The sequence below is a fragment of the Lysinibacillus sp. 38-6 genome (assembly GCF_046245175.1).
Classification (GTDB): domain Bacteria; phylum Bacillota; class Bacilli; order Bacillales_A; family Planococcaceae; genus Lysinibacillus.
On record NZ_CP176417.1, the window covers coordinates 639,419 to 653,889 of the forward strand.

The 14,471-nt window shown below is 38.6% G+C and carries 13 protein-coding genes; 7 read left to right on the forward strand and 6 right to left on the reverse strand.

Annotation, left to right across the window (positions count from 1 at the left end):
- Complete coding sequence (locus ACKVEV_RS03345) at positions 1–735, forward strand: 5-oxoprolinase subunit PxpA (protein ID WP_409368984.1); 735 nt, start codon at positions 1–3, stop codon at positions 733–735.
- A gap of 66 nt (positions 736–801) precedes the next feature.
- On the opposite strand, the gene ACKVEV_RS03350 is transcribed toward ACKVEV_RS03345, so the two are convergent.
- Positions 802–1,122: a DUF4183 domain-containing protein gene (locus tag ACKVEV_RS03350; protein WP_409368985.1), complete on the reverse strand. Its 321-nt coding sequence runs from the start codon at positions 1,120–1,122 to the stop codon at positions 802–804.
- Positions 1,123–1,145: 23 nt separating this feature from the next.
- Positions 1,146–1,571: a DUF4183 domain-containing protein gene (locus ACKVEV_RS03355; protein ID WP_409368986.1), complete on the reverse strand. Its 426-nt coding sequence runs from the start codon at positions 1,569–1,571 to the stop codon at positions 1,146–1,148.
- Positions 1,572–1,897: 326 nt separating this feature from the next.
- Here ACKVEV_RS03355 and ACKVEV_RS03360 point away from each other — a divergent pair, with 326 nt between their 5' ends.
- From ACKVEV_RS03360 to ACKVEV_RS03380, 5 genes are all read left to right on the forward strand, one after another.
- Entirely contained in the window at positions 1,898–5,509 is a 3,612-nt protein-coding gene (locus ACKVEV_RS03360; protein ID WP_409368987.1) for a dynamin family protein, read from the forward strand.
- A gap of 10 nt (positions 5,510–5,519) precedes the next feature.
- A complete protein-coding gene (locus ACKVEV_RS03365) occupies positions 5,520–6,329 on the forward strand; it encodes a sulfurtransferase (protein ID WP_409368988.1) in 810 nt (269 codons plus the stop codon).
- 119 nt (positions 6,330–6,448) lie between these two features.
- A complete protein-coding gene (locus tag ACKVEV_RS03370; RefSeq protein WP_409368989.1) occupies positions 6,449–7,423 on the forward strand; it encodes a hypothetical protein in 975 nt (324 codons plus the stop codon).
- A complete protein-coding gene (locus tag ACKVEV_RS03375; protein ID WP_409368990.1) occupies positions 7,416–7,976 on the forward strand; it encodes a hypothetical protein in 561 nt (186 codons plus the stop codon). Before ACKVEV_RS03370 ends, ACKVEV_RS03375 begins: the two co-directional genes overlap by 8 nt.
- A gap of 53 nt (positions 7,977–8,029) precedes the next feature.
- Positions 8,030–8,854 (forward strand): MBL fold metallo-hydrolase, encoded by an 825-nt coding sequence (locus ACKVEV_RS03380; RefSeq protein ID WP_409368991.1) that lies wholly within the window; start codon positions 8,030–8,032, stop codon positions 8,852–8,854.
- A gap of 194 nt (positions 8,855–9,048) precedes the next feature.
- Here the strand turns inward: ACKVEV_RS03380 and ACKVEV_RS03385 are convergent, their stop codons facing one another.
- Positions 9,049–9,459, reverse strand: a complete 411-nt coding sequence (locus ACKVEV_RS03385; RefSeq protein ID WP_409368992.1) for a PH domain-containing protein — start codon at positions 9,457–9,459, stop codon at positions 9,049–9,051.
- Positions 9,460–9,965: 506 nt separating this feature from the next.
- Between ACKVEV_RS03385 and ACKVEV_RS03390 the strand changes: the two genes are divergently transcribed.
- Entirely contained in the window at positions 9,966–11,168 is a 1,203-nt protein-coding gene (locus ACKVEV_RS03390) for an NADP-dependent malic enzyme (RefSeq protein ID WP_409368993.1), read from the forward strand.
- Between the two features lie 42 nt (positions 11,169–11,210).
- Here the strand turns inward: ACKVEV_RS03390 and ACKVEV_RS03395 are convergent, their stop codons facing one another.
- From ACKVEV_RS03395 to gdhA, 3 genes are all read right to left on the reverse strand, one after another.
- On the reverse strand, positions 11,211–11,864 hold the full coding sequence (locus ACKVEV_RS03395) for a YIP1 family protein (RefSeq protein WP_409368994.1): 654 nt from the start codon (positions 11,862–11,864) through the stop codon (positions 11,211–11,213).
- Between the two features lie 253 nt (positions 11,865–12,117).
- Positions 12,118–12,804 (reverse strand): phosphoribosylaminoimidazolesuccinocarboxamide synthase, encoded by a 687-nt coding sequence (locus ACKVEV_RS03400; RefSeq protein ID WP_409368995.1) that lies wholly within the window; start codon positions 12,802–12,804, stop codon positions 12,118–12,120.
- Positions 12,805–13,036: 232 nt separating this feature from the next.
- A complete protein-coding gene (gene gdhA / locus ACKVEV_RS03405; protein ID WP_409368996.1) occupies positions 13,037–14,410 on the reverse strand; it encodes an NADP-specific glutamate dehydrogenase in 1,374 nt (457 codons plus the stop codon).
- Positions 14,411–14,471 lie beyond the last annotated feature (61 nt).

The window sequence follows — 14,471 nt, forward strand, 5'->3', positions numbered from 1 at the left end:
ATGCCGATTGATATTAATTGCGATATGGGTGAAAGCGGGGATGCTCTCGCACTAAAAAACGATGAAGAAATTTTAAACTATGTGACGTCAATTAATATTGCTTGTGGTTATCATGCAGGGAATCATACCATCATGCATAACACGGTCCGAAATGCTATACGTAAAAATGTACGGATTGGCGCACATCCTGGCTATCCTGATTTGGAAGGGTTTGGCCGGCGCAATATGGATGTTAGTGCACAAGAAATTTATAATATGATCGTCTATCAAGTAGGCGCTTTGCAAGCATTTGTTGCTGTGGAAAAGGGCGTGCTTCATCATGTGAAGCCACATGGCGCACTGTACAATCAAAGTGCAAATAATATTGAAAAAGCAACAGCTGTTGTCAATGCTGTTTATGATTTAAATCCAGCATACGTTTTATATTGTTTAGCTGGTAGTGAAATGGTGAATATTGCAAAGGCAAAGGGCTTACTTGTCTTTGAGGAAGTTTTTTCTGACCGTCGTTACAATGAAGATGGCACATTAGTAAGCCGCGAAGAGCCCGATGCATTAATCCATTCAGAGGAAGAAATGCTTGTCCATGTTAAAGGTATTTTGACTGCCAATGAAGTAATGTCTGTACAACAAAAGAAAATTCATCTTTCTGCTCAAACACTATGTATTCATGGCGATGGTCCACATGCACTGGACTTTGCTAAGAAAATTGATACGTTAAGACAGCAAATAGGATAAGTAACGATTGTATGGATGCTCAACAAAATGCTGTGATTTGTGAGAGCATCCATACATTCCTACTATTTATATAGTAGTTGATAATTCAACCGCTTCAATGATGACAGGGGTTCCAGCGGCAATAGAAGCTGTCACCGTATTAAACGTTAATTCTGTTGCGGAAACAGAGTAAGCTTCGCCCTTTTGTAGTACACCATTTATATAAAGATTGTAGTAGCCATTTGTTACAATCGGAAAAGTAGTTGCAGGATTTCCACTATCAGTTAAGAAGGATGTTGCAGCAAGTGTTGTACCATCTGTAATGGACAGAGGGGTCGCTAAAATGCTGAAAAATCTTGTTGAAGTGCAATAGACGTTAACATTCAGATGAATAATAGAAAGCGCCACGAGTTCACCTCCTTTCAAAAGTTTTACATCACCTCTGGAAAAAATCCAATTGATTCAATAATAATGGGAGTTCCTCTAAAAATCGTTGCATGATTCGCATGTAATATAAGGGAAGTCTGCGTTACGGAGTAAATCCCACCTTCCTGCATAACAGCATTAATAAAAAGATTGACATAACCATTCGGATAAACGATGGAAAAATCTTCTCCATTCACACCATTATCATCGGTAAATAGTTTTGCAGAAAGCGTTAGCCCATTTGTCAATTGCAAATCAGACTCTACAATATGAAAATATCTATTTACTGTAGGATAAATGGTCTGATTGTTAATCATGGTACGTGGGGCTGTCGCAACAGGGGCATTACGAGCAATGATACGTGTCCATTTAACTTTTTCTTCGGCATCACCTAAATGCTCCATAAGATGACGAAATTTATGCTTTGCCATTCCCATAATCACTCCATTTATTTATTTGTGCCCCTAGAAGCTGGAATTATTATTTCAATCGCTTTTTTGAACTGTAGTTCTACCTTTTAAAATATGAAAAAAATCACGACTAGTTTAGTTAAGCATCCATTATGAAGTGAAATATAGTAGATTTTTTAAAAGAATGATGGGAACACATACTGGATAAACATGACTTTGTTGACGATTATTACGTCTGAAACCTTGATATATATGCTTTTCAAAGTAAATTAGTGTTATACTTTGCATATCTAATAAGGTAGAATACTAATTGTGAATAATTAAAAGGGTAAAGGGGTTTACGTTTTATGAAAGAATTTGACCAACAACTAGAGGGGCTTTTAAAGCAAGCTTCATTACAATACATAATATATCAGCATAATGGTGATACAGAGCGTATGGATAAGACTTCACTATTTGCCCGTAAATTACAACAAAAAGAGTATGTCATCGGCTTTGCTGGCCACTTCTCTGCTGGGAAATCAAGTATGATTAACGCTTTATCTGGAGAGAATTTACTTGCATCTAGTCCGATTCCGACAAGTGCCAATATCGTAAAGGTCCATAAGTCGGAAGAAGATTATGCGATCGTCTATATGCACAACGAAAAGCCCGTAAAGTTTGAAGCAGGCTATGATTTTAAAACAGTGAAAGAACTTAGTAAAAATGGTGATCTCGTATCACAAATTGAAATCGGCCATAGCGCATCGTCTTTACCATTTGGCGTAACGGTAATGGATACACCAGGTGTTGACTCGACAGATGATGCGCACCGTATGTCTACTGAATCAGCGCTTCATATTGCAGATATTGTATTCTATACAATGGACTATAATCATGTTCAATCTGAATTAAACTTTCAATTTACAAAACAATTGATGAAATACAATCCAAATGTTTATTTAATCGTTAATATGATTGATAAACATAAGGAAAATGAATTAAGCTTTGAAGACTTTAAAGCAACGGTCCACAATTCGTTTTCTGCATGGGGTGTTGAACCAAAAGGCGTGTTTTTCACTTCTTTAAGAGAGCCAGATCATCCAAATAATGATTTTGAAGCAGTGAAAAAAATTGTTATGGATAGTATGAACGACTGGCAAGATCAGCTTGTACAAACAGCAACGAATACACTTCGTCTCTTGCAAAGCGAGCATGACAATTACTTAATGGAAGAAAAGCAAGACCGTTTAGCAATCGACGAGGATATTTTAAGTGCCGATGATTGGGCACACCATCAAGATATTTTAGAGCAATACAATAAATTAAGCCGTCAAGTAGAATTATTCTCAGTGGAAGCTTGGAATGAAACATTTGAAGAAGAACGCAAAGAATTACTTGCCAATGCGGCCATTATGCCAGCAGATGTGCGAGATAAACTACGACTTTACTTAGAAAGTAAGCAAGAAGGATTTAAAGTCGGTGGATTATTTACTGCCAAGAAAAAAACGGAAGAAGAGCGCAATCGTCGAAAAGAAGATGCGTATAATGCCTATCAAACCGTTGTCCATGCACAAATTACAGGTCACTTAAAAGGGCTCATGAAAAAGGCATTAAAAGATGTCGGTGCTTTAAGTGAAGAACGCGCTACAGCTGTAGATAACTATGTGTTTGAGCTTCCATTTTCACTAATTGAACAGCAAGTCCAAGCAGGCGCACTATTAACAGGGGATGCGGTGCTGAATTTTGCTAACCGTGTCGCGGAGGCAACAAAACGATTTTATATTCAAGAAACAGATGTGTGGAAAGATGCTCAAGCATCCACATTACAAGCAGTGGCAAGCGAAACGGCTGCACCATCGAAGTTGAAAATGGCTGGCATGCAGGACAAAGTAGATGCTATTCAAGCTGTACTTGAAATTGAAGGCTATCAACAATACAGTGCAAGTGTGATGCACCAAGCAAGCAATGAAATTCGTAAAGAAGCAAATGCTCAACTGACACTTTGGGATAAAGCATTTGAGCAAGACTTAGCGGATATTCGATTATTTGATGAATCGATGTTAAAGCCAAAAGAAGAAATGGTACAGCAAGAGGAAGCACAGCAAGCAGTTAGTGCATCGAACTTACCTGTAGATGGCGTTATTCAGCGCGCATTGCATACAGCGAATGCAGTAAAAGATGTACAGGGCTTTGCTGAAGTAGCGAGTTATTTGGAAAATAAAGTAGAGCGATTACAGAAAAAAGATTTTACTATTGCGTTATTCGGTGCGTTTAGTGCGGGGAAATCGTCTTTCTCAAATGCATTAATGGGTGCAAAAGTGCTACCAGTATCACCGAACCCAACAACAGCGGCCATTAATAAAATTCGTCCCGTAACACCAGAGCATCCTCATGAAACAGCTGATGTGCAGTTAAAAACAGCTGCGCAAATGCTTGAGGACATCCAAGGTTCTTACGCGGCAATTGGCTTAAGTGTTGCGTCGTTGGAAGAGGCATTTAGTCGCGCAGATGAAGGATTGGCTGTACAGCTTACAGATGAACGCTTAAATGTGCATAAATCATTTATTCGTGCATACAAAGAAGGCTATCCAACATTTAAATCGGAACTTGGTCAAGTGCTACGAGTAGCGCGTGAAGAATTTGAAAAATTTGTTGCACAAGAAAATAAATCATGCTTCGTCGATAATATTGACTTCTACTATGATAGTCCGCTAACACGTATGGGTGTAACGCTTGTTGATACACCGGGAGCAGATTCAATCAATGCCCGTCATACGGGGGTAGCATTTGAATATATTCGAAATGCAGATGCCATTTTATTTATTACGTATTATAATCATGCGTTTGCCAAAGCGGACCGTGAGTTTTTAATCCAATTAGGTCGTGTCAAAGATGCGTTTGAACTGGATAAAATGTTCTTTATCGTCAACGCGATCGATTTAGCAACAACAGCAGAGGAGCAAGAAGATGTCAAAGGCTATGTTCGTTCAGAATTACAACGCTTCGGCATTCGCTTCCCACGTCTATACGGCGTCTCAAGCTTAATGGCGTTAAAAGAAAAAGTAGAAGGTGGATCATTTGCATCGGGTATGCCACCGTTTGAAGATGCATTCCATACATTTTTAAATGAGGAATTAAGTGCATTAGCGGTGCAGGCACTTGCTGAAGAGGTTGATAAAACAGAGCAACGTTTAGGTGATTTAATCGCGCAAACAGAAGAAAACTTAAAACGTAAAGATGAACGTTTAGCCGAGCTAACAACGCTTGAACAGCACATTCAATCTAAATTTAATGTGTTAAATACAAGTATGATGGAAAGTGAGACAAAGCAAGAGCTAGATGAATTACTGTATTACGTCTTACAGCGTGTGTATTATCGCTACCCTGAATTCTTTAAAGAAGGCTATAATCCGTCTACTTTTGCTGCTATGCCTGCACAGCAAGCATTAGAACATGCATTAAAAGAAGTGTTACAAAGCTTACGTTTTGACTTTACACAAGAAATGCGCGTGACCAACTTCCGACTAGCACAATTTATTGCTAAGAAAATGCAACAGCGCTTTAAAGATGAAGTCCGCGAATTAAAAGAAATGAACCGTAGCTTCTCGTTCTTAGCATTTGAATCATCAGAACCCGATTTATTAGCATTTGAAGGTCCATTTGCCGATATTTCCAAATATGCAAGTGTGAAATCTCATTTCCGCAATCAAAAAGCGTTCTTTGAGAAAAATGAAAAAATGAAACTAAGTGATGCGTTAGAGGGATTAACAAAACCAGATGCCCAAAACTATTTAGATGGACAAAAAGTATCGTTAATGACTTGGGCCATTGCGTTTATCGGTGAAGAAGCTGAAAGATTACGTCTGCATATTTACCATCAGGCATTAGAGCAAATCGCTACTGAACGACTTGTATTACAAGAAGAAAGTCGACTTGCATCGTGGAAATCCATTTACGCACAATTACAATATGCATGAGGTGATAGACATGGGAAAAGTATTCAAAACAGTTGATGAAATCCAAGTGGAAGAAGTCCGTTTCGTAGATGCTCGCTATGATTTGCAAAACAAAGAGGCGGGCAAACAAGCATTTAATGATGGTCATGCTCCAGGTGCGGTGTATATGGATTTAGAGCAGCATTTATCGGATATGGAAAGCGAAAATGGCCGTCATCCAATGCCAAGTAAGGAAAAGCTCACATCTGTTTTTCAAGATTTAGGCTTGCGTTATGAAGATCAAATTGTCGTATACGATCAAGGGGCATCCCCCTTTGCACCAAGAGCTTGGTGGATGTTAACGTATGCAGGCTTCCCGAATGTTGTCATTGTCAATGGTGGAGCACCTGCACTGGAACAAAAAGTGACGTTCACAAAGGATATTGTGACATATGCGCCAACAACAATTGACTTTCATTGGCAGGATCATCTCTATGCGCCGCGTGAAGCAGTAAAAGCGATTGTAGATGGTGAACAGGCTGCAACATTGTTAGATGCTCGTGCAGCTGCTCGTTACCGTGGTGAGGTTGAACCGCTCGATAAAGTAGCGGGGCATATTCCGACAGCTAAAAACTTTGATTGGGAGCAATTAAAAGTTGAAGGATCATTACGAGCAAATGATGCGCTACGTGCCAAAGTTGCGCGTGATGAGCATGTTGTCGTCTATTGCGGTAGCGGTGTTACAGCGTCTCCGCTCTATGCGGTGCTGGCCGACGAAGGTTACGAAAATATCCAGCTCTATACGGGTAGCTTCAGTGATTGGATCACAGCATATGATGTGGAAACAGGGACAAATGAATAGGTAGGGTAGAAACGCTCACATTAGTGGGCGTTTTTTATTTACGTATAGGCGGACAATTTTTTTGTAAAGAAAGCTAATTTTGCTATTTTATAGTTTAATAGAGAAAGGGGGTGAGCATCGTGCCGAAAATGATGGCAGTAGGAGCGGTCTATTTCATTACCGGTCAAGAAAAGGTATTCCAACTTGCAACCTTTCAGCAAGGCATAGTAAAGGTTGCCCCAACATTCTACTGGCTTTGTGCTATTGGCTTATCACTGTTAACAGCATTTGTGGTGACAACAGCCATTCGACGAGGGGCAGATAAGAAATTTGTGCTGACACTAGGGTTTATTGTGCTATTGCTGTTTGGCAATAGTGCATTTTATTTGCAAAATCAATTAGCGCAGCCAATTACAGTGCCACTTGCATATGATTTTTACAGCGGTAATGAAAGGCATGACTTGACTATTCACTATGTGACAAATAAAAACGATCACCGTGCTGTGCACTATTTACAGGCAGGAGAAGTAACTTTATTCGCGCGCTACTATGAACAGCCAGCTCAGGAGCAATCTCTGTTTTATTATCCAGCAGATGTCACAGAACAAGGGCGCTACCAGTTAATGCGTTCAGCCTATTTTAGTGGCAATAAAGACGAAATGCAAAAATTAATAAACAGTGATACCATCTATCTTGTATTAGATGATGGTGACAAGCTGTCCACAAATTTACAATTGGACTTTGACCGTCCAGCTGATGAAGTAGCTTATAGTTTTGTGTCTTCCTCTGGCTCGAATAATGGGAATCAAACAGCGATGTTTCGAATGATGCAGGATGCAGTATTTGACGAAGTGTTTATTCCTGAAATTTTGCAAGGAAGCATCGAATTCAAAGAAATAGACGTAAATGGTAAGACATACACGACAGAAGATTTCCCTATTACGGTTAAACAAGATCAGCTAATATCCATTTCACTCCAAAGTAAGGCAGTCGCTTTAGATCTTCAAAAGATGGTAGGGATAAGCGGGCCAGAAGGGGTATTGCCAATATGGATTCTTCGGGAAGCTCCATTTGATATCGATAAAATAACAGAGGGGAGCTTGCCACATGATTGAAAGACATGAAAAACAGCGACAGTTAAAACTATTGAAGTGGCTAACTATCGCACTTTTTTTAAAATTAATTTTGTTGAACATGTTTCCTTATGCGCCTTATTTACAGCAATTGCTGAGTTACGGTGCTTTGTTAAAGAGCTTATCTTATTTTGACGGTAAAACGTTGGCGAAGCGCTTCATTGTAATCGCGCTAGTGCTTGTCATGGTGTCACTTGTGTCAGCACATACGCTCATTAGTTACTGGCTGTTAATATTTACAGGGATCATTGATTTATTGATTCTTTTGCAATTTGGCCATATCCTATTGGCCATGGAGCAACGAAATCATTTACGCGTGACAACGACTGATTTTATGAAAAAATACAAGTGGGTTGTCGTTGTAGTACTGGCTAGCTGGACTTTCCTTATGCATCTTATGTATGTTGAACAAATGATTTTACTATTTATTGGCGCACTTTTAATATGCTTTATGAATATCGCATTCATTATCCATGTACGAAATATAGCTAAACAGATTAAATCAACGATGCATTTTGTCTACGCCAAAAAATGACTCACCATTCATTTTATGCTACACTTTTTGTACAAAGGGGAAGGGGGAGCGGTATGTATAAATTAGATACTAGTATTGAAATCGAACAACATGAGGATGTGCAATGTGCGCTTGGCAAAGTAGCGACTCAAGGATTTGGCATGAGTGTTTATAGCTTTTATGTGGATGGCTTGCTTATTGATACAGGCTCTAACTCACTAGCACAGGAGTTTCAATCGTTTTTTCATAAGCTACCAGTTGAGCAAGTTGCCTTAACGCATGCCCATGAGGATCATTCGGGAAATGCCGCATGGATACAGCAACAAAAGGATGTCCCTATTTATGTTCATCATGAGTCCGTTACGGCTTGTGCGACAGACGGGAACTATCCGCTTTACCGTCAAGTACTATGGGGCCAGCGACCTGCATTTCATGCACAGCCATTTGGGGATACGCTTGAAACGAAAACAGGCACATGGGATATTATCGCCACTCCAGGCCATACAACGGACCATTTGTCGTTTTATCAGCGCGCAACAGGGGCTATGTTTACCGGTGATTTATATATACAAACGAAAACAAAGGTTGTGCTTGAAGAGGAAAACATTGTACATACTTTGGCGTCGTTAAAGAAGCTATTACACTATGATTTTGATAAAATTTATTGCTGTCATGCAGGTTTTCTAGCGAATGGTCGGGCGAAAATAATTGAAAAAATAGCTTACTTAGAGGAGTTGCAAGGGGAAATCCATAAGCTCTATCATGAAGGCTACTCGGTGGAAGCAATAACGAAAGCTATTTTTCGTCGTGATTACCCCATTACAAAGGTGTCTGGGGAACAATGGTCGTCCAAACATATTATAACCGCATTTACAAAGCAATTTATGCAGGAGTCCTAAGCACTTAACGGCAGCTGATTTCCATTACAAACGAATGCTCCGTAATCCGCTACTTGCGTGTGGAAAGGCTGCGACATACACTGCGTGTTTTTTCTGCAGGACTACTTCAATCCGTTTGTCTCCACACTAAAAGTCCTTCCACGAAGGACTTTTTTTATTTGACGTAAAGTTCAGCTTTTTACGTTTTCATAAATTCAGTTATCGAGTTGAATGTATGGGTTCTTTTTTTGCAACTCACCTACAACTGCCGGTATATCTTTTGGGGAAATCTGAATCGTTTTATAAGTTCCATAATTGATTTCAATCCGATGAATGGAAAGTGATGGAGCCACAAAAGGATTTGTTGTCTGCCGAATTGATTGGATATCCTGGATAGCAATAGCCTTTTTTATTAATCCGTATGATATGTGAAGTGTATTATTTTCGATTTTGTATCGAGTTTTGAACCATACTGTGCCCAGTAAATAAATCATGACAATCATGACAACTATTCCTAAAATATTCATTTGAACAAAAGCGGATTGATAAAAAATCCAAATAAATGCGGCGATCAATGTCCAAATGACAATCCCCATCCATAAGTCTTTTTTTGATGTAAATACCATAGTATCATCACCCCCTCATGCTTATACGAATGACCTCTAGTATTAGTTTCAAAAAAATTCAAAATAAATCCAAACCACTATCAAAACACTCTTTAAGAAATAGCCTATAATATCGAGAAAAAGGTAAAACGTAAATTATTTTCGGTTTAATAATAAAAATGTTTGTGAAAAAATGTGAAGAAAATGTGGCTGAGGTTGCGATATCAATGGTTGCGCTTACAAAAGTTTGTGAAATTTTTCTCATTTACTGCAGAAAAATACTATGTGAAAAGTTGAACAGGCTTAGCGCTGTTATAAGTGCATTTTACAATCGAGTTAAAGATTTATTTATTATTTCAAAATAATAGATTGTGAAATATATAACAATACTATTTTTTGTATTTTTCGATGTAAAATGCTGTCGTACCAAAGGAAATAATGTTTTTTATGGAAATTGTGTTGACTATGATTTCACAAAGTATTATGATTCTGACATACATTAAAAACTTAAAAAAGGGGCGGATTGAATGGATATTATGAAAAAGGCGTTAGATATGCATGCGCATTATAGTGGGAAATTAGAGGTGATTTCAAAGGTACCTGTGCAAGACTCGTATGATCTTAGCCTTGCCTATTCACCAGGTGTAGCGGCACCATGTATTGAAATTGAAAAAAATCCATCGCTTGTCTATGACTATACAATGAAAGGCAATATGGTTGCGATCGTGTCTGATGGTACAGCTGTGTTAGGGCTAGGTGATATCGGGCCAAAAGCTGCATTGCCAGTGATGGAAGGGAAGGCCATTTTATTAAAGCGTTTTGCCAATGTTGACGCTTTTCCAATATGTTTAGATACGAAAAGTACGGATGAAATCGTCAGCATTGTGAAGGCGCTTGCGCCAACATTTGGTGCCGTTAATCTAGAGGATATTTCTGCACCACGTTGCTTTGAAATTGAAGACCGCCTACGTCAAGAATGTGATATTCCTGTCTTTCATGATGACCAGCATGGTACGGCAATTGTTGTCGGAGCGGGCATGATTAATGCCAATCGAATTGTCAAAAAAGATGTAGCTACAATGAAAGTTGTGATTAATGGTGCGGGTGCTGCGGGTATTGCCATTTTACGTATTCTTGTGCAAATGGGCTATAAAAATATTTATATGTGTGATACAAAAGGAATCATTTATGAAGGTCGCCCAGAAGGCATGAATCCAATTAAAGAAGCAGTGGCTCATTTAACAAATCCAAATAAAATTCATGGTACGTTAGAAGATGCTCTAGTTGGGGCAGATGTCTTTATCGGCGTGTCTGTTGCGAATTTATTAACAGAAGCGCATATTGCGTCAATGAATGATAATCCAGTGGTCTTTGCACTGGCGAATCCGAACCCAGAAATTACGTACGAAAATGCCAAAGCTTGGGGTGTGCGTATTATGGGAACAGGTCGTTCAGATTATCCAAACCAAATTAACAATGTGCTTGCATTCCCAGGGATTTTCCGCGGGGCTTTAGATGTACGCGCAACCGATATTAATGAAGATATGAAGCTAGCAGCGGTAGAAGCGATTGCTTCACTTGTTAGTGATGAAGAATTAACGGAGGAATATATTGTGCCCAAATCATTAGATGAGCGTGTCGTTGAAATTGTTTCGCGCGCTGTGAGTGGGGCTGCTGTTGCCTCTGGAGTATCAGAGTTATTCCAACAACAAACAATGCTTTCTGTTTAAAGTCAAAAAAATCTCCCGCTCTCGCTTGAGAGGGGAGTTTTTTTACATCATGCTAATGCCGACTATGCCAATTATGACAATAATAATAAGCACAAAGACTACGATGCCGATAATTACTGAAGGAATAAAAATAGTGAAGAATGCTTTCCAATTGGAAATTTGATGTGCTTCCGCTACAACGGCTACTGAAGTGACAAATGACCAAACACTCGTAACCGCTGTTACGATTAAAGTTGGCCAAAAAATCCATGGGGCAGAACCGATAAAGTTCGTATCCATTAACGATTCAGGCGATGTGAATAACCAAATTACATAGAACGGAATGACAGCAATAAATGGTACAGCCGTTAAGCTAAATGCTTTAAACATTTGGGAATACGTTGCAGTACCTTTGAATAATTTACCAAATACCCAAAAAATAAGACTTGAGAAAGCTGTTCCTACAATTGCTGCAATCGGCGCTAAAATAACACAAATTAGCATGATAATCCAAGGGGATACGTCGAGCAAAAAATTACTGTCTATTAGTCCTGTAAGCAATGAACCGATATATCCGATGGACATAACAAGGATTGCATAACCAATCGATTTAGCATCAATCATGTAGCGTGCAGTTTGCTTTGGATGCATCCAAGTAGACAGAAACGGATTAACCTTTGGCCTTTCTTGTTGTGTTGTTTCATTATAGTTTTCCATTAAACTACCTCCTAAGATGATAAACTTGTTTCCCATTCACTATACGAGTGAAGTGACGAAAAGTTTCAAAAAAAATTCGTTTAGATTGATACATTATCTAAACAGACTTTTTTGAGCATAAGTGATAAATATGCTTATCGTCTACAGGAAATTAATAGGAATATAAAGAAGTGGTTTATTTCTTAGCTTAAAAAGGCTACATCAGAACAAAAAACCCTTTCTAGGCAATTCAATACCTAGAAAGGGATAATTATTAGTCAGCTAACATAATTTTTTCAAGTTCTAATGGCTCAATGTATTGTTCGCCTTTATAAGCACGCATATTGCCGCCTGAAATTTCATCAATTAATAATATTTCATTCGTGTGAGCGTCACGGCCAAATTCTAATTTAATATCGTAAAGAGTTAAGCCTTTTTTGGCAAGTTCTGCAGCAACAAATTGAGAAATTTCAATTGTGCGTTGTTTTAAAATAGCATATTCTTCATGTGTTAACAGGTTTAACATCGCTAAAGCATCTTCGGAAATTGGAGGATCTAGACGGTCGTCGTCTTTAATGGTTACTTCTACGAAAGAATCTAAAGGTTGTCCTTCTTGAACGTAAGCGCCATAGCGACGTAGGAAAGAACCGACTGCTTTAAAGCGGCAAATAACTTCTAAGCCTTTACCAAATACCGTTGCAGGCTTAACCGTCATTGTAGCATCGTCGAAGTTTGCATCTACGTAGTGCGTAGGGACACCTTGTTCATTTAGTTTTGAGTAGAAATAAGAAGTGAGGCGAAGACCTGCTAGGCCGGCACCGTCAATTGTTAAACCAACAGTATTTGCGCCAGGATCAAAAACGCCATTTTCACCAGTTACATCATCTTTAAATTTCAATAGGTAATGACCATCTTCTAATTTAAATACATTTTTCGTTTTACCTGTATACAATAATTCCACAAAAAACCCTCCAATATTTTATAGTACCTTATTATTGTAACACGAATATTTTAAATCTTTAATATAAAAAATGTTCGTTTTAATCTTTGTTATGCTTATTTATTAAACTCTTTTCAACAAAAAAATAAGATGATAACGAATATTCGTTATCATCTTATAAGGAAATAAGAAAATTCAAAAATTTTAATCGCTCATTCTAGTTACTAGATGTTAGAAAGACCGAATAAACTTTTTAATAGATACCTTCAGCTAGCATGCCGTCCGCAACTTTTACAAAGCCAGCGATATTAGCCCCAACAACTAAGTTCCCTGGGTAGCCATATTTTTCTGCAGCGGCTTTACTATCGGCATAAATATTTTTCATAATTTGGTGTAACTTCGCATCTACTTCTTCAAATGACCAGAATACACGGCTTGAATCTTGTGCCATCTCTAGTGCAGATACAGCTACACCGCCAGCATTTGCTGCTTTTGCAGGTCCGAATAATACGCCAGCATTTAAAAATTCATTAATGGCTTCCAGGTCAGATGGCATGTTGGCACCTTCACCAATTGCTTTTACACCATTTGAAATTAATGTACGAGCAGCGTCGCCGTTGATTTCGTTTTGTGTTGCACAAGGCAGTGCAATATCACATGGAATCGACCAAATACCTGTACAACCTTCTGTAAATGTAGCATTTGGACGGTATTCTACGTAAGTTGAAATACGGTCGCCTTTTACTTCTTTAATTTCTTTAATTGCATCCAGGTCTAAACCTTCTGGATCATAAATGTAGCCTGAAGAGTCAGAACAAGCAACGACTTTTGCACCGTAAGCTTGCGATTTTTCGATTGCATAAGTAGAAACATTTCCAGAACCCGAAACGACCACTGTTTTACCTTCAAATGAGTCATTTACGTCTTTTAACATTTCTTCAACAAAGTATACTGTACCGTAACCTGTTGCTTCTTTACGAGCTAATGAACCACCGTAGCCAGGTGTTTTACCTGTGAGCACACCTGATTCGTTTGCTTTTGTTAAACGCTTATATTGACCCCATAGATAACCTACTTCACGAGCACCTACACCGATATCACCAGCAGGAACATCGACATCTGGACCAATATGACGGTATAATTCAGTCATGAATGCTTGGCAGAAACGCATGATTTCTGAATCGGATTTACCTTTAGGATTAAAGTTAGATCCACCTTTACCACCACCGATTGGTTGACCAGTTAAAGCGTTTTTAAAAATTTGTTCAAAGCCTAAAAACTTAATAATGGATTCATTTACGGAAGGGTGGAAGCGAAGTCCGCCTTTGTAAGGCCCCATTACGTTGCTGTACTGTACTCGATATCCACGATTTACTTGCACTTGGTTGTTATCATCTTGCCATGCTACACGGAAAGAAATAATGCGATCAGGCTCAACGATACGTGAAAGAATATTTGCTTTAATATATTCAGGGTGTTGTGCAAATACAGGCACTAATGAAATGAAAATCTCTTCAGCTGCTTGTAAAAACTCCGCTTGATGACTGTTTTGTTGTTTCAGTTGCTCAAACACGCCATCAACATATTCTTTTGCCAATTGATCGTTACTTACAGTTGTTGTTGTCATAATGAAAACCTCCAAATGATTGATAGGTGTATCGTATATCTATTTGTCACACTATTCAATA